General features: G+C 68.6%; 15 protein-coding genes and 1 tRNA gene. 12 read left to right on the top strand and 4 right to left on the bottom strand.

The features are described 5' to 3' along the window. Positions 1 to 6: 6 nt before the first annotated feature. Together ACM6LU_RS05330 and ACM6LU_RS05325 are read right to left on the bottom strand one after the other, a co-directional pair. The gene (locus ACM6LU_RS05330) at positions 7 to 1,350 is read right to left on the bottom strand and encodes a flagellar basal body-associated protein FliL (RefSeq protein WP_414936413.1); all 1,344 of its coding nucleotides are present in this window, start codon (positions 1,348 to 1,350) and stop codon (positions 7 to 9) included. Between the two features lie 146 nt (positions 1,351 to 1,496). Beyond that, positions 1,497 to 2,666, bottom strand: coding sequence for a hypothetical protein (locus ACM6LU_RS05325; RefSeq protein ID WP_414936412.1), 1,170 nt, complete (start codon positions 2,664 to 2,666; stop codon positions 1,497 to 1,499). A 388-nt stretch (positions 2,667 to 3,054) separates the two neighbouring features. On the opposite strand from ACM6LU_RS05325, the gene ACM6LU_RS05320 reads away from it, so the two are divergent. The 5 genes from ACM6LU_RS05320 to ACM6LU_RS05300 all read left to right on the top strand — a co-directional run bounded on the left by ACM6LU_RS05320 (position 3,055) and on the right by ACM6LU_RS05300 (position 5,714). Next, on the top strand, positions 3,055 to 3,561 hold the full coding sequence (locus ACM6LU_RS05320; protein WP_414936411.1) for a hypothetical protein: 507 nt from the start codon (positions 3,055 to 3,057) through the stop codon (positions 3,559 to 3,561). A gap of 75 nt (positions 3,562 to 3,636) precedes the next feature. Next, entirely contained in the window at positions 3,637 to 4,245 is a 609-nt protein-coding gene (locus tag ACM6LU_RS05315; protein ID WP_414936410.1) for a hypothetical protein, read from the top strand. Between the two features lie 187 nt (positions 4,246 to 4,432). Continuing rightward, positions 4,433 to 4,981, top strand: coding sequence for a DUF2716 domain-containing protein (locus ACM6LU_RS05310; RefSeq protein ID WP_414936409.1), 549 nt, complete (start codon positions 4,433 to 4,435; stop codon positions 4,979 to 4,981). Positions 4,982 to 4,991: 10 nt separating this feature from the next. Beyond that, positions 4,992 to 5,393 (top strand): immunity 7 family protein, encoded by a 402-nt coding sequence (locus ACM6LU_RS05305; protein WP_414936408.1) that lies wholly within the window; start codon positions 4,992 to 4,994, stop codon positions 5,391 to 5,393. A gap of 174 nt (positions 5,394 to 5,567) precedes the next feature. Next, positions 5,568 to 5,714: a hypothetical protein gene (locus tag ACM6LU_RS05300; protein ID WP_414936407.1), complete on the top strand. Its 147-nt coding sequence runs from the start codon at positions 5,568 to 5,570 to the stop codon at positions 5,712 to 5,714. A gap of 12 nt (positions 5,715 to 5,726) precedes the next feature. Here the strand turns inward: ACM6LU_RS05300 and ACM6LU_RS05295 are convergent, their stop codons facing one another. Next, positions 5,727 to 7,451 carry a hypothetical protein gene (locus ACM6LU_RS05295; protein WP_414936406.1) on the bottom strand — a complete coding sequence of 575 codons (1,725 nt, stop codon included), beginning with the start codon at positions 7,449 to 7,451 and terminating at the stop codon, positions 5,727 to 5,729. A gap of 316 nt (positions 7,452 to 7,767) precedes the next feature. Next, positions 7,768 to 7,840: transfer RNA gene (locus tag ACM6LU_RS05290), tRNA-Gly, on the bottom strand. A gap of 197 nt (positions 7,841 to 8,037) precedes the next feature. On the opposite strand from ACM6LU_RS05290, the gene ACM6LU_RS05285 reads away from it, so the two are divergent. The 7 genes from ACM6LU_RS05285 to ACM6LU_RS05255 all read left to right on the top strand — a co-directional run bounded on the left by ACM6LU_RS05285 (position 8,038) and on the right by ACM6LU_RS05255 (position 16,221). Next, entirely contained in the window at positions 8,038 to 9,591 is a 1,554-nt protein-coding gene (locus tag ACM6LU_RS05285) for a sigma-70 family RNA polymerase sigma factor (RefSeq protein ID WP_414936405.1), read from the top strand. Between the two features lie 106 nt (positions 9,592 to 9,697). Then, on the top strand, positions 9,698 to 10,138 hold the full coding sequence (locus tag ACM6LU_RS05280) for a DUF983 domain-containing protein (RefSeq protein ID WP_414936404.1): 441 nt from the start codon (positions 9,698 to 9,700) through the stop codon (positions 10,136 to 10,138). A gap of 32 nt (positions 10,139 to 10,170) precedes the next feature. Continuing rightward, positions 10,171 to 11,034, top strand: a complete 864-nt coding sequence (locus tag ACM6LU_RS05275) for an Fpg/Nei family DNA glycosylase (protein WP_414936403.1) — start codon at positions 10,171 to 10,173, stop codon at positions 11,032 to 11,034. A 437-nt stretch (positions 11,035 to 11,471) separates the two neighbouring features. After that, the gene (locus ACM6LU_RS05270; protein ID WP_414936402.1) at positions 11,472 to 12,767 is read left to right on the top strand and encodes a histidine kinase; all 1,296 of its coding nucleotides are present in this window, start codon (positions 11,472 to 11,474) and stop codon (positions 12,765 to 12,767) included. A 19-nt stretch (positions 12,768 to 12,786) separates the two neighbouring features. Then, on the top strand, positions 12,787 to 13,632 hold the full coding sequence (locus ACM6LU_RS05265; protein WP_414936401.1) for a S49 family peptidase: 846 nt from the start codon (positions 12,787 to 12,789) through the stop codon (positions 13,630 to 13,632). Between the two features lie 185 nt (positions 13,633 to 13,817). After that, a complete protein-coding gene (locus tag ACM6LU_RS05260) occupies positions 13,818 to 15,239 on the top strand; it encodes a carbohydrate-binding protein (protein ID WP_414936400.1) in 1,422 nt (473 codons plus the stop codon). A 145-nt stretch (positions 15,240 to 15,384) separates the two neighbouring features. Further along, the gene (locus tag ACM6LU_RS05255) at positions 15,385 to 16,221 is read left to right on the top strand and encodes a LytR/AlgR family response regulator transcription factor (protein ID WP_409489632.1); all 837 of its coding nucleotides are present in this window, start codon (positions 15,385 to 15,387) and stop codon (positions 16,219 to 16,221) included. Positions 16,222 to 16,225: the final 4 nt, after the last annotated feature.

Raw genomic sequence — 16,225 nt, 5'->3', positions numbered from 1 at the left:
CCCCACTCAGTTCGTGGCGGGGAAGTTTTCCAGCAGGCCTTGCTTCACCGCACGCTGGTAAGTGCCGCTCAGGGCGGCCTCGCCGGGTCCGCCGCCGAGCGGGTTCTGCAGGATGTCCACCCGGATGATGTTGTTGCCGGAGACCCAGGTGCCGCGGTAGTCGCCGCTGTCGCCCTCGACCTTCTTGTGGAAGTTCACCTTGGTCGGGATGCCGGGCAGCACCGTGTCGGTGATGTGCACGAACCCGTGGCTGTTCTGGTACTGCCGAAGCTTGCTCACCAGGTCCTGCGCGCTGCCCGGGTTGCTCAGCGGGATGATCGTGATCGAGATCTTGGCCTTCTGCGGTCCGGCCTCGTCCGGCTGCTTCTCCGAGCCCCGGTAGATGACCTCCTTGACCCCTTCGGCCGTGACGAGGTCGATCTCGCCTTGTTCCATCCCGGTGATCGAAGCGGCCTCGGCGAGTTTGAGCACACCGCTCTTGGGGTCCGCGGTACCCGACTGCTCAGGGATCCTCTCCAGCAGCTTCTCCTGCGGGGTGAGCTGTTTCGTGGAGGACGGCGGCGCCTGTGACTGGCTCTGTGGCGGAGTGGCCGGGTCATCCGCCTGCGGATCGCCGCCGCCGGAGAAGAACGCGAAGTAGCCACCGACGCCGAGACCGGCGAGCACGAGCACGGCGACGATCGCGATGATGGCGACCTTCTTGCCCTTGCCGCGAGGCTTGTCGTCGAAGAGTTCGGGGCCCTGCTTGACCCATTCCGTGCTGCCGACCGGGGAGATCGGCGGGAAGTCCGAGCCGCCCCAGGGCGGTGCGGGGTCCGCTTCGGGCGCGTTCCAGCCTTGCTGGGGCTGCTGGTGCTGATAGCCGTGCTGCTGGGGGAAACCACCTGCCGGCGACTGCTGACCCTGCTGAGGGAAGCCGACGGCGGGGGACGGCTGGCCCTGCTGGGGGAAACCACCGGGCGCCGAGGTCGTGGGAGGGACCACCTGCGTGCGGTTCGGGTCGGTGGTCGGCTGCTGGGCCTGCTGCTGTTGCCAGGACGGGACGACCTGCGTGCGCTCGGCGCCGTCGCCGCCCTGCGGCGGGTTCACCGGAGCGATGATCTGCGTCGAATCGGCCGAGGCCTGGCCGGGCTGCTGCGGGGGCTGACCGTGCTGCGTGGCGGGCGGCGGCTGCTGGCCTGCGGGCGGTGGCTGCTGGCCGGGCTGCTGGACCTGCTGCTGCGGAGCGTCACCGTAGGCGACCGCTGAAGACAGCACCTGGTCGCGGCGGATCCGGTAGTCGTCCGCCGAGAGGCGGCCGGATGCGAGCTCCTCGTCCAGATTCCGCAGCTCTTCCTGCCAGGACACCACCAGCCCCCTTTTCGTTGATGGCCGGGCTCGCGGAAAAGGCCCGGTCGTCGCGATACCACCACTGCGGTGACGTCGCACATTCTGCACTGCCCGGCGCCGGGGCGCTCTCGCGGGTCGAATCGTGATCTGCCGGCGATCCGGGCAGCTCAGCCCGCCGGGAGGACGTCGCCCAGCGCGGCGGCCGTCTTCTCCAGACGGTCGTCGAGTGCCTTCGAATCGCCACCGAGCGGCTGGGACACCCAAGCCGTCACGGCCATCGTGCCGGACGCGTACCCGAACCCGCTGAGCTGGCCGTTCTTGTTGGCGCCGACGAGCGCGAGCCGGTCACCGACGCGTTGTTCGCGCATTCCGGCGTTGATCGAGTTCTGCCGGAAGTACTTGACGACCGCGTCCGCGTCCTTCGCGTCGTTCGTCGGGATCACCAGGACGAGATAGCCCTTCACACCGTCGGACGAGCCCTTGTAGGTGACCGAGGTGACCCCTTTGGCCAGCATGAAGTCGGCCGCGGCCTGGGAGTAGAGCTTCAGCTCGGCACCCTTGGCGACCGACATCGTGGAGTTCTCCTTCGACGGCGTCCCCGGCAACGCGGGAAGCCGGTCTTCCACCGGTGTCCGCGTGCTGTCCGGCCGTTCGCTCGGCACGAGCCCGGAGAGCCCACCCGGCGGCTGGGCCGTCTCGGGCGGCGTGCCGGCGACGTTCGAAGACGACGAACCGAGCCACAGGGTCCCGCCGATGATCAGTACCAGCACGACGAGCACACCGGCGCCGAGGAAAAGCCACACCGGCTTCTCCTTGCCGGCGACCGTGTAATCCTCGGCGGGAGCGCTGTGCTGAGGGCGGGGCTCGGGCGTCAGCGGCGGGAGCGGCCGGTTCGGCTCCGCGGTGGCCCGCTTGCGCTGGACCTGCGTTGGCGGCTCCGCGCGCAGATAGACCGTCGGATTGATGTCGGCGGGCGAAGGCGCCGTGGTCTTGTGGTCCGCGATGTGGGGGATGGACTGCCTGTCCCGCTTCTCGTCGCGTGACCGGTACGGGGGCGGCTCGGTGGCGATCGGCTCGGTCTTCCGCTCCGGCGGGGGCGTCTGCCGCGGCAGGGGCGCCGGGACCGTGGCCGTCGGCAGTTCGATCGGCCGTGCGGCGGGGTTGGTGCTGTGCCACGGTCCGGACTGATGACGCAACGGTGAGGCGACCGGCGACGGCATTGTCCCACCGGACGCCTCCGCGAGGAGTTCGTCGCGCCTCTTGCGGTGTTCGGTGTGCCCGATGCGGCCCGAGGCCAGCTCGACATCCAGCTGTCGAAGCTCGTCCTGCCAGCTCATATAGCCCCCTGCCGCCGGGTGTGGGCCGTCAGTGTTGCATGACCCGGACGGGTGGTTGATGTTGGTCTTTTCCCATTCTTACGTCCGTCCGTGCCTAGGTCCAGCACCGCCCGGACGCGACATCGTGGACCGGAAGGTCCCGGCAAAGTCGAGGTCTTGCGGGTCAGGCGTTATTCGTCGTTGTGTGAGGCTGACGGTGAAGGGATGAACCCCGGCACGAGCGATGTCAAGTCCGGACTACCACCAGCAGCGCAGAGCGGCAGCTCCGCGACTTTGCCGAGATCCTGGGCCCTGAAAGGCAGGCAAAGAGGCCTTCACGACCAGGTGAACGCGTGCACGGGCGACCCACCCCTCCCGGCGGTACGGTGGCGGACGTGGGAAGTGCCGGGTGACGGAAATCGACGCGTGTCGCAGCGCGCTGCGCGAGCTGGCCATCGGCAGGCTCGCCGGACGCGACGTCCGCACGTCCCACCTGGTCGAGGCCGGTCTGGACGCGATCGTCGCCGGGCTCGACGTGCCCTCTCTCGCCTTGCTCGCCGGGCTCGAGTCCTCCGGCGAAGACGCCGTCGACAACGCGCTCGGCCAGGTCGTCGGCGAACTCGGTCTCGAACTGCCCACCGACCCGACGGCCGCGCGCTGGCTGCTGATCCGCGGCTGGCTCACCGCCATGGTCGAGGGCGACTTGTCACCCGCGGCCGGTGGCGCGCTGGTCAGCGAGGTCGGCGAATTGCTCGGGTCGCCGGCGTCGCTACGGGGAATCGCGCGCTGGTCGGCGATGCTCGACAACTGGATCCCCACCGATCTCACCCCGCGTGACGTCTGCGAGGTGCCGATCCTCGAGGAATCGGCGGAGTTGCTCGAAGGTCCTTGGCCTCCTCGCCGGAGTCACCCGTAAGGCGCCGGTTTTTGTCGTACATGTGTTCTAAAATCGACGTTGTACAGCAGGAACAGCGGCGAAAGGCAGACACGGATGGCCTACATCACCCTGCCCACGTTCGTGGGGTACAGCACGAGTTCGGGTCCCGCACGTTCCTCGTTCGTCCGGCGGTGGCGCCGTCAGTACGAGGACCCCGCCCGGGGCGGGTTCAACTTCTACCTCCGCGCCGCGAACGCGATCCGGGCCGGGCGGATCTCCGGGCGGGATCGCGAAGCGATGCGTGCCCTCATCGAGAACGCGGATGAGCGCACGCGGCCGCATTACACCGAGATCGCCGACGGCTGGCTGCGCTATCTGGGGCGGCGCGACCTGCGGCTGGCCGAGGTCGGCCGGTCGCGCTGGCGGCTCGGCGCGCTCGAAGTGGGCATCAACCCGCACCTCGGCCTGCGCAAGGCCGACGGCCCGGTCTACGCGACCTGGCTCTACTTCAAGGAGGAACCGTTGAGCCGCGACGCGGCGCAGATGGTGCTGTGGCTACTGGAGCAGACCATGGACGAGCTGCGTCCCGGCGGGCGTCCGCTGGTGATCGATGTCCGGCGTTCGAAGGAGTTCGCGTTGTCACCGCGCGATCGCGACAGGGTGCGGCCGTGGGTGCGGAGTGAGGCGTCGGCCTTCATGAGCCTTTGGGAGGCGGCCGCATGATCGAACGACGGCGAGCCCGCGTCCGGCGGGCTCGCCGTTCACGCACCGTCATTCTCACGGTTCCGGCGGCGGCACAAGACACCTGATCAGGTGACAGTTTCACGGAGTATGCCTACAAGCTGGACAACTTGGGCCCCGAACACGAAGCTTTCCCAGTCTTAATCGGCCGAACCACCGAGGGTCGCTCGTGAACAACGCATGGGAAGCCGTCTCCAGGGTCGCGGATGAGCCCGCGTGGTACTGGGTCTACGACAAGCTCGCGTTCTGGCCGAGTACCTATTCGCACGCTTGGCCGGGCTTCCGTGAACCCGCGCCGTCCGTCGCGTGGGACCTCGCGCCCGGTGGACTCGACCGGTCTTCGGCCGAATTCCGGCTCGGCCCGTACGCCGTCGAGCAGAACGACGTCGCCCGTGTCGCGTTGTCGGCGTTGAAGGACTGCGTCGCCGAGGACGAGTGGGTATGGGTGTTGCACTGGCAGCATCAGTCGTATCGCTTCTACCCGCATCGTCACGCCGCGCTCGACCCGTGGCCGGTTCCGGTGTTCCCGCGTACGGACTACCACCTGTTCCTGGCGAACGACTTCCGCTTCGGCACACTCGGGCACCCGTGGGAGCGAACCTTGTGCGTCTACGGCGAGAAACTGGCGCCCGCCTTCGAGCGGCACGGCGAGCGAGTTTTCAAGAACGTGCTGCGGCGCGATGGGGCGCCGGCGGTGATGGCGGCCGGACCTGCCTAAACTCAGGCGGGTGTTCGAATACCACGGGTGGGTGACCATCCAAGCGAGCCCTTCCGGCGACGATGACGCGGCGCTGCTCGAGCGCATCGTCGAACGGGTGCACCGCGCCGTCCGCGATTTCGCCGACGGTGATTTGGTGGACCTGCGCTGGGCCGCCGGGGTGCCGGTGCTGCATCTGGGCGGTATGGACAAGCACGGCACGGTGATCGGGACCGAGCTGGTGGACCTGTTCACCCGCGTCGGCGACCTCGCGCCGGGTTCGTACGGTCTCCTGCACGTCTGGGACGACCAGGATCCCGCGCACGACAACGAGTTCCAGGTGTACCGGATGGCGCGTGGCCTGGTCGCCGAACGCGGCGACGACCACCTCTCCCCGGTCGCGCCGACCGTGATGGACGGCTACGAGATCTGATCGCGACACCTTCTTGAGTAGCCGTACTCAAGACATCGGGCGGCCGTCGGTGGACCTTGGTTTGTATGACGAAAAACCCCACTCCTCGGCGCCTCCGACCACCGTCGCGTTCTTTGTCCAGGCGGCCCTTTCCTTCGGCCTGGCCCTGGTCGCCGTCATCGCGGGCCTCTCGGCATGCTGTTCCTGACGACGTCGGCGTTCACCCTCGCCAAATGCGTCCGTGACCGGCAGGACGAGAACGCCGTCGTCAGCAGAGTCGACCAGGCACGGGTCGACAAGCTCCTGTCCGAGCACGACCCCTTCAAGGTGCCCGCGCCCTGAGCGGGCGGAATCTCAGGGCTTGCCGTCGGTCTGCGCCCCCAGCCGGTAGAGCTCGCCCTCGCGGCTCACGAACACGAGACCGTCCTCGAGTCCCGGTCGTGCCACGGCCTCCCAGCCGGCGCGGCCGGTGATGGGGCCGAACTCCGTCGAGACGTCGCGGCGTGGCAAGCCGACCGCGCCGCCTCCGGCGACCGTGCCGGAGCCATCGGTGACCACCACACAGTCGGCCTGTTCGCCGCCGACGAAGGACCAGCCGGTGAGGGTGGTGTCGCCGGTGACAGCGGGGCTCTCGATGAATCCGGCCGTCCGATCGCCACCCTTCGGTATCGCCGCGGTGATCACCGGGACCGAGGCCACGTCGATCCGGGAGCCGAGTTCCGGTCCGCCCTCGCCACAGCCGAGCGTGAAGTCGGACGTGAAGGGGTAGATACCGAGTCGCCGGTACTTGTCGAGGTTCTCCGGGTAGCCGTTCATCTTCTTGACGACCGCGGTGGCGCCGGTCTGCATGGCGACCGCGAGGACGGGCTGGCCGGGGTAACCCTTCCGGACGATGTGGGCGCTCGTCGACCCGACGGCGTACGTGCTGAGCCCGACGACGAGTGCGATGGGCACGAGGTAGCGCTGGACGCGTCCTTGTGCTCGCATCGCCAGGAGGACAAGGAGCGCGCCGACGGCGAGCAGGCCGATGATCGAGTAGCGGGCGGAGAGGCCTTCGACGTTGCTGAACCGCCCTCGGCCGAGCCCGATCAGCACGGCGGCCAGTGCCATGTGGACGCCCAAGCCGACCCAGCCGGAGCTGTTGCCCGCCTGCGGGGTCGACGCCGTGCCCCGTCGCTTGACCGCGTCCACGACGGTGAGTCCGATGGCCACGAGCATGGCGACGCCGGTGACCATGGCGGTGTCGGCCGCCGATGCCGCCCAGGTGCGGCCGAGGACGGTCACGATCGAACCGAAGTAGGTGTCCACACCCAGGATGGCGGGGGGCGCGCCTACCTCGACCCTGGTGGCCAGCCGCCACAAGAGCAGGACACCGAGGCCGAGCACCAAGGGAAGCAGGACCCGCCACGGCCGGTCCCGCCGGAGCCACGCGATCAGGACGAGCGCGATCCAGACCGGGAAGGCGGAGCCGTGGCCGAGGCAGGCGATGAGCGCCAGGAGCATGGCGGGCACGGTGCGGCCGCGGTGGGCGAACGCGATGGCCACGACGGCGGGTGCGATGCCGACGAACCACTGGATCCCCATCCAGCCCGCGCCGAAGTAGTCCATCCCGGCCGAGGAGAAGACCAGCAGGGAAAGCGCGGCCAGGACGGCGAGACGGGGGAGGCCGGTGAGCTTCTCGGGGAGCATGCTCCACAGGGCGGCGTAGGTGACCAGAGCCAGCAGCACCGTGGCGACACCGAGGGTCCAGTTGGCGCCGGCGAAGAGCTTCGCGTCGACCCAAAAGGTCATCGCGACGGTGATGATCGGGTGCTCGTTGTACAGCCTCCCGAAGGTCGACGGGTCGAGCGAGCCGTTCGCGTCGGTGGTGAGGCTGAGGGCGTGCCAGAAGTCCCAGTAGTTGAGCCTCGGTGACCTCAGGGCTTCGGCGAGCGCGAGCACGATGGGGGTGACAAGGAGGGCCCACAGCGACACGGTGCCGAGGCCGGGCAGCCGGGACAGCCTGGTCCCGGTGGTTCGCGGACGTCGCGAGGCGGGCTCGAGGGTGGCGGTGTCGCCACCCGACGTGCTCTCGCTCATGCTTGTTCCCTCAGGCTCGAAGATCCGGCCCACAAGCTACCGAATGCCCAGGTGACGACCGCGGCCAGCGGGCCGACATATGCACGAATCCGAATTACTACGGTCGTGTGACCCCGCTCACCGAACCTGTAGCACTTAGTAACCAAAAGAGCCACGAAGAACATAGGGGGAAAACGAAGAAGACCACGTGCTCCGTACCCACCCCGAAAAGGTGAGAGACAAGCGACGTGGGGGTCCGGGGGGCTCGGCCCCCCCGGGAATTATGGCGAGCAGGCCTGGGTCCAGGCTTTTTCTGGACACACTGCGCCCGCATGCGAGCGGATGACGGGATTCGAACCCGCGACCCTCACCTTGGCAAGGTGATGCGCTACCAGCTGCGCTACATCCGCATGTCCTGCGCTGCTTCAGCACTCGTTTGAAGCAGTGGAACAACCATACACGGACCGTCTGTAGCCGTTTTTACCCACCCCGACACGTGCTTCGGTGTCACGCCTGGCGTACAAGGGGTGACGACGGCTGCATACCTCCGTATGGTGTCCCCATTCGACCGAATGGTGAGTCCTTCGGGGAGGAGGTGCCTGGCCGGATGACCGAGCAGGGCACAGTGCCGCTTCAGGCGGTCTCGGAATCCGACGAGCAGGCATTGCTCCAGCGGCTCCGCCAAGGGGAGGACGCCGCTTTCGGGGAGCTTTTCGAGCTTCACGCCGCCGCGGTGCGGCGACTGGCGCGCAGTCTGGCCTCCGATCGTTCGGAGGCGGAGGACATCACGGCCGAAACCTTCTTCCGGGTGCTTCAGGCGCTGCGCCGGGGCGCGGGGCCGCGGGACTATGTCCGGGCGTATCTGCTGACGGTGGCTCGCCGGGTCTCGTGGGAGTGGCACGGCGCGCGTCGTGACGTGCCGGTGAGCGACGACGAGCTGACTTTCCGGGCCGGGGCGGGGACGGACACGCATGCCCGTACGGCCGAGCATTCGCTGATCACGACCGCTTTCACGAGTTTGCCGGAGCGCTGGCGTTCGGTGTTGTGGCAGACGGAGGTCGAGGGTGAGCAGCCCTCGATGGTCGCGCCGCATTTCGGGCTGAGCGCGAACGCGACGGCGGCGTTGGCGCGCCGGGCGCGGCAGGGGCTGCGGGCGGCGTATCTGCAGGCGCATCTGTCGGTGAACCGCGGGCCGGATTCGTGCCGGGCGGTGGTGGAGAAGCTCGGCGGGTTCACCGCGGGCAGTGTCACCGGTGCCGAGGCTCGCCGGATCAAGGCTCATCTGATCGGGTGCCAGTCCTGCCGTGCCACGCATGACGAGCTGCGTGACGTCTGTTCTTCGCTGCGGGCGCACGCCGGTGTGGTGGCCCTGCTGGTGCCGGGGGCGGCCGGGATCTACGCGAGCGGGTCGTCCGGGGCATTGTCCGGGGTGGCCGCGTCGGTCAAGGGAATCCTGCTCGGGTCGAAGGTCAAGGTCGGTCTGGCGGTGGCCTCGACGGCCGCCGCGGGCGCGGCCGGGCTCGTCGCGGGTCCGGCCGTGTTCGGCACCGACGTCACGCACACCATCGGGTTGCCCGGTGGCGGGCTGCCGGAGCTGGCGCTGCTGCCGGCGCAGGTCGCCCCGCCGGGCCAGGGCAGGCCGGTGGAGATTCCGCCGCAGCGGATCGCCGAGGACCAGCTGCACGGCAAGGGGCCCCAGTCCATCGAGACCGGGCGGGGCCCGGCGGCGGAACTCGGCGTCGCCGACCTGCCGAGCCTGCCCGGTGCGGGCAAGTCGAGGAAGGAATTCGGCGGCGACGACATTCAGCAGCCGCGACCGCAGCCGCAGCCTCAGCCAGGCCTGGTTCCGTCACAGGAGGAGACCTCGCCGCGTAACGAGGTCCCGGAAACCGGCTCGAACCAGACCACCACGAAGCGGGACGACCTCCCGCCGTCCGGGGGGTCGCTGAGTCCGACGACGACCACCCCGCGGGAGTCCACGGAGCCGAACAACGCGCCGGAGTCGACCACTGGCCGGGAAGGGGCCACTTCGCCGGTGATCGGCAACCCTGAGGGGACGACCGAGACGCCGTCCGACGAGCCGTCGGAGGACGAGCAGAGCCCGGTGAAGCCCACTTCCCACTATCCGGAACCACGCGTCGACCACCCGACGTGCCCGTAACGCGCGAGAGGGACAGATCGCCTTCGAACTCTCGCGAATTTCGCCGTGGTCACGGTACGGTGGAGCTCGCTCACGACGAGCGAGCGGCCGCGCGGGAGGCGACTGAATGAACCGGCTGGTGCACGGCGAGGACGGCCGTGACTGGGTGGTCCGAGCCCAGATGGAATGGCGTGCTCCCGCGACAGCGGACGACTTCGAGCACGATGTGGCAGGCAGCTACGGCCCGGGTATCGCGATGATCGTGGTGACGGCATTGCTCGCGATCGTGCTCATCCTGTGGACCCCCGCGGACGTGATGATCCCGTCCTGGGTTCCGTTGGCGCTCTTGCTGGTCGCGTTGTTCTTCCCGCTGCGGTGGATCCTGCGCCGTCCGTGGACCGTGGTCGCCGAGACCGAGGGCGATCTGGCGGGCGACCGGCCGTCCGAGCGCTGGGTGGGCACCATCCGCGGCATGTTCACCGTGCGCGGCGAGGTCTCGAAGATCACCAAGACCATCCAGAAGCACTCGCTGCCGGATTTCGACGGCCCGTTGCACCCGGTGGAGTAGTCGCGGCGGCCTGAACGCGCGAGACTGGGGCCATGCCCGAGTTACCCGAGGTCGAAGCGCTCGCTCACCATCTGCGTGAACACGCGGTGGGCAAGACGGTCTTCCGCGTCGACGTGTCGTCCCTCAGCGTCCTGAAGACGGCGACACCGCCGTGGACCGAGCTGCACGGCCGCGAGGTCACCGGGGCCGGCCGCTTCGGCAAGCATCTCGACCTCGTCGCCGGGGATCTCCATCTGGTCGTCCACCTGGCGAGGGCGGGCTGGCTGCGCTGGTCCGACGCGTTGTCGCCGACGCCGCTCAAACCCGGCAAGGGGCCGATCTCGTTGCGCGTCCACCTCGACGAGGCCGCCGGGCCGGGCTTCGACCTCACCGAGGCCGGCACGAAGAAGGGACTGGCGGTCTGGATCGTGCGCGATCCCGAGAAGGAGGTCGCCAGCATCGCGCGGCTCGGGCCGGACGCGCTGTCGCTGGACCGGGCGGGACTCGAGAAGCTGTTCACCGGGCGCACCGAGCGGTTGAAGACGGCGCTGACCGATCAGTCGCTGGTCGCCGGGATCGGCAACGCCTACTCCGACGAAATCATGCACATGGCGAAGCTTTCTCCTTACGCCACAACCGGAAAACTGTCCGAAGGAGCGCTCGACGGGCTCTCGGAGGCCATCCGTGAAGTGCTGACCAGTGCCGTGACGCGGTCGGTCGGACAGTCCGCGGCCAGGCTCAAGGGGGAGAAGCGGTCCGGGCTGCGGGTGCACGCGCGGACCGGGCTGCCGTGTCCGGTCTGCGGCGACACGATCCGCGAAATCTCGTTCGCGGACAAGTCGTTCCAGTACTGCCCCACCTGCCAGACCGGCGGCAAACCACTGGCGGACCGGCGGATGTCGCGGCTGCTGAAGTGACCCACCACCTCCGCGTTTAGTCCTCTAGTTGCGGTACTTGCACGCGCAACTACCGCAACTAGAGGACTAAACGCGGTCAGCAGCGGGCGGCGGCGACCCGCGGGGAGCGGACTGCTCGGCAGCGGAGCCTCGTGCGCCACGTCCTTCGCCAGGTCGTACCCGTTCAGCGCCAGCACGCCTCACCGCTCCGGACCTGGACGACCGCTCCCGGGAATCCCCCTTCCGCGACCAGGTTCCCCGACCGCGGCGAGTTTCCCCGTTCCGCGCCTTGTGTTCCTCCCCCGGAAACGATTGCCTGCGGACAGTCTTCCCGACGCCACGGGGAGTGACCCCGGGGAGAGCACCCCGGCTTGGGTAGGGTCGGTCCCACCCTCAGTTGTCACAACTCAACGGAAAGTGGGAAGCAGGCCTTGCACCCGGTTGGTCGAGCGCAGAGCATGGACGCCGTGTCCGGGCTCGAGATCGCGCAGATCATCCCTTGGGGTGTCGCGCTGCTCCTCGCGATCCTCGTGATCGTCCTGCTGATCAAGCTGCGGCGTCCCGCGAGCATCGTGGAGAACGCGGTGCTGCAGGCCGTCCACCGGATGTCCAAGGCGACGCCGGACCTCCGCGAGGGGCTCGACGAACAGGTCGCCGACAAGATCACCAGCCAGCTGCTGGAGATGCTCGACTGCGTCGCCGTCGGCATCACCGACAGCGAAGGCACGCTGCTGTCCTGGGACGGCGAGGCCAACGACCACTACGTCGATCTCGTCGACGCCATCGGCAACGCGATCCGCAAACACCGCCGCGAGGTCGTCGCGCACGACAAGATGCCGTGCAACCACCGCGGCACCTGCCGGATGCGGACCGCCGTGATCGTGCCGCTGATCGTCGAGGGCGAGACCGAGGCGGCGCTGCTGGTCGTCGGGCGCACGCGCGGGCGGCTGGTGCAGATGGCCGACGCGGTCGCGCAGTTCGTCTGCACCCAGTTCGAGCTGGCACGCCTCGACGAATCGAAGAACCAGCTCCAGCAGGCGGAGATCAAGGCGCTGCGCGCGCAGATCTCGCCCCACTTCGTCTACAACGCGCTCAACACCATCTCGTCGCTGATCCGGACAGACCCGGAAGAGGCGCGAGAGCTGCTTCAGGACTTCGCCGACTTCACGCGCTACTCGTTCCGGACGTCGGGCATGTTCACCTCGCTCGCCGAGGAACTGCGGAACATCGACCGGTACCTGACCATCGAGAACGCCCGTTTCGGCGGGCGCCTAGAAGTGCGGATGAAGATCGCGCCCGAGGTGCTTTCGGTGGTCGTGCCGTTCCTGATCATCCAGCCGCTGGTGGAGAACGCCGTCAAACACGGCCTCGCGTCGAAGCCTTCCGGCGGCTGCGTCACGGTGATCGCCGAGGACTACGGCGCCGAGGCGCTGATCACCGTCGAGGACGACGGCATCGGCATGGAGCCTGCCAAGCTCGCGGACCTCCGCAGCCAGCACCGCACCGGCGCGCACGTCGGCCTCGGCAACATCAACCAGCGGATGCAGCAGGTGTTCGGCCGCGACTACGCGCTCATGGTCGAAACCGCGCCCGGTGCCGGCATGAAGGTGACCCTGCGGGTGCCGAAGTTCATGCCCGGTGTGCGGCCGAACCTGCCGGACTTCTCCGTCGACAGCACCGCCGTCCCCCCGCAGGGTGGCCCGCACGAGGCCAGCGGGGTGGCCGGTTCGCGCAGCGGCGTGCTGCCGTCCTGAACGTCGGTAACCTGGCGGTATGAGCGTTGCGGACAAGTTGACCTCCCGTCTCCCGATGATCGGCGACCGGGGTGAGCGCAAGGACGTCGTCGCCGTGGTGAAGCTGCACGGGGTCATCACGCCGACCCCGTCGCCACTGGCGAGGGGATCGATCAACCTCGCCGCCGTCGAATCGGCGCTGACCCGCGCGTTCGCGCACGACCGGCTGAAGGCCGTCGCGTTGCAGATCAACTCGCCGGGTGGGGCGCCGACGCAGTCGGGCCTGGTCGCGGAGCGGATCCGCCAGCTCGCCGACGAGAAGAACGTGCCCGTCTTGGCCTTCGCCGAGGACGTCGCCGCGTCCGGTGGCTACTGGCTGGCCTGCGCGGCCGACGAGATCTACGCGCACCGGACGTCGATGGTCGGTTCCATCGGCGTGATCAGCGGTGGGTTCGGGTTCACCGGCCTGCTGGAGCGGTTCGGCATCGAGCGGCGGCTGCACACCGCGGGGACGAACAAGTCCCGCCTCGACCCGTTCAGCCCGGAGAAGCCGGAAGACGTCGAGTGGCTGAAGAAGATGCACGGCCAGCTCCACGAACTGTTCGTCGACTGGGTCACCGAACGCCGGGGAGACCGCCTTTCCGGCTCGGACGACCTGTTCAACGGGGATGTCTGGCTGGGCGCCCGCGCGGTCGAACTCGGTCTCATCGACGGCGTCGGCAGCCTCCGTCAGGTGATCAGCGAGCGGTACCCGGACGCCGAGATCTCGATCGCCGAACCGAAGAAGGCCCTGCTGGCGCGGCTCGGCATCGGCGCTCCCGCCGCGGCGAGCGCGCTGCTGGACGCCGTGCAGCACAAGGCCGCGTGGAGCCGCTTCGGCCTCTGACCAGGGTAATGAACGGGACTTTCCTCGCAAAAGTTGCGAGGAAAGTCCCGTTCATCGCGTCGGGGCTGGGGGCAGATTCACCCGGACGGTGGTAGGCGTAAGTGGTTCAGACCAGGTGTCATATCGGACATACCGCTTTGTTGTGAACGGCAACAAACCCTCGACAGTGTTGACGAGGAGGTCCGATGTCCGTTACTTCTCCCCAAGCGAGCCGTCCGAGCCACCGGAGCCGCTGGAAGATCGCGCTCGGCGCGGCGGCCGGCGCGGCGCTGATCGCGGTTCCCCTCACGATCCCCGCTGCCGCCGCCGTCCCGCCCCCGCCGTCCGGCTGGACCACCGTGTTCACCGACGACTTCACCGGCGCCGCGGGTTCGCTCCCGTCGAGCGCGAACTGGATCATCGACACCGGTCACGCCTATCCCGGCGGTCCCGGCAACTGGGGCACCGGTGAGATCCAGAACTACACCGCGAATCCCGCCAACCTCGCTCAGGACAGTTCCGGGAATCTGCGGATCACGCCGCTGCGTGACGGCGCGGGCAACTGGACCTCGGGGCGGATCGAAACGCAGCGCACGAACTTCAAACCGCCGTCGGGTGGCGCGCTCCGCATCGAAGGCCGCATCCAGATGCCGAACGTCACCGGTGCCGCGGCCCTCGGTTACTGGCCAGCCTTCTGGGCGCTCGGCTCGCCGTATCGCGGCAACTACTGGAACTGGCCCGCCGTCGGCGAGTTCGACATCATGGAGAACGTCAACGGGATCGACTCGGTCTGGGGTGTGCTGCACTGCGGCGTCAACCCCGGCGGCCCGTGCGACGAGACCACCGGCCTCGTCGGCAGCCGGACCTGCCCCGGCGCGAGCTGCCAGAGCGCGTTCCACACCTACACCTTCGAATGGGACACGAGCGCCGTCCCCAACGTGTTCCGCTGGTTCGTGGACGGTCAGCAGTTCCATTCGGTCGATCAGAACCAGGTGGACGCCACCACCTGGGCGAACATGACGAACCACGCGGGCTACTTCGTGTTGCTGAACGTCGCGATCGGTGGCGCGTTCCCGAACAACAACTCCGGCACCACGACGCCGGGACCCGGGATCGTGCCGGGGCATCCGATGCTCGTCGACTACGTCACCGTCCTGACCCGCGGCGGCGGCACGACACCCACCACACCCACCACGACTACGAGTTCTCCCGGCGGCGGCAGCGCCTACAGCACGATCCAGGCGGAGTCCTACAGCCAGGCCACCGGGATCGCCAAGCAGGCCACGTCCGACTCCGGCGGCGGCCAGAACATCGGCCCGGCGGGCAACGGCGACTGGGCCCGCTATCCGAACGTCGACTTCGGGACGCGGACCGGCAGGCAGTTCCAGGCGCGGGTGGCGTCCGGCGCGGCGGGTGGCGTGAGCGGCCTCGTGGAGGTCCGGCTCGACAGCCGGTCGAACGCGCCCGTCGGCAGCTTCGCCGTCGGTGACACCGGCGGCTGGCAGAACTGGCGGACCGTTCCGGCGAACATCAGCGGGATCACCGGGAAGCACGACGTCTACTTGACCTTCGCGAGCGGCCAGCCCGCCGATTTCGTGAGCGTCAACTGGTTCACCTTCACCCCGTGAAGGAAGAGATGTGGCACGGCTAGGCGGTTCGTGTCACCGGAAATGATGACGGCACCGGCCACCCCGGGCGCGGGGGTGGGCGGTGCCGTCCTTTTCGTTCGACTTTCGTGAGGCGGGCTGGACAGGGAACCCGGCAATGGGCATTATGCGACTCACTGTGAGTGCTCACGATGACACCCGGAAGCTCATTGTCCTTGCGGTGGACGATGAGCCCAAAGGGCTAGACGAACTAGTTCACTGTCTCCGGAACAGCCCGCACGTCGCCCTGGTCTTCCCGGCGATCGACGCTTCGGAGGCGCTGCGCCTGCTGTCCACCGACGACCCGAGGCTCGGCGACCGCAAGGCGCGCGGCCTCCCGATCGTGGACGCGGTGTTCGCCGACATCGACATGCCCGGACTGTCCGGGATGGAGATGTCCCGCGTGTTCGCCGCGCTGCGCCCGTCACCGGCGCTGGTGTTCGTGACCGGGCACGCCGAAGAGGCGGTCAACGCCTTCGACCTCGGCGCGCTCGATTACGTGCTCAAGCCGTACCAGCAGGACAGGCTCGACCGCGCGATCGTCCGCGTGATCGACAAACTCGCCGCGAACGCCGCGCCGCAGCGGGGCGGCCCCGAGGGCACGGGGCTCGTCCAGAACGACGACGAGGTCATCCCCGTCGAGCTCGCGGGCACCACGAAGCTGATCCCGCGCTCTTCGGTCCGGTGGGTCGAGGCGCAGGGTGACTACGCCCGGTTGTTCACCACCGACGGCAGCCACCTGGTCCGCATCCCGCTCGCACAACTCGAGGAGCGCTGGGAGAAGGCGGGTTTCGTCCGGATCCACCGGTCGTTCCTGGTCTCGCTGCCGTTGGTCACCGAGTTGCGGATGGGCCAGGGTGGCTACCAGGTCGTCATCGGCAACGAGGAGAAGGTGCTGCCGGTGAGCCGCCGTCACACCCGCGCGCTCAAGGACAGGCTGGTCGGCACCAACCGGTCGACGTAGCGTC

The sequence above is a fragment of the Amycolatopsis sp. cmx-11-51 genome, from assembly GCF_047608665.1.
GTDB lineage: Bacteria > Actinomycetota > Actinomycetes > Mycobacteriales > Pseudonocardiaceae > Amycolatopsis.
Note: the sequence above shows the minus strand (reverse complement) of the source record. Positions and strands in the feature narration are given on the sequence as shown.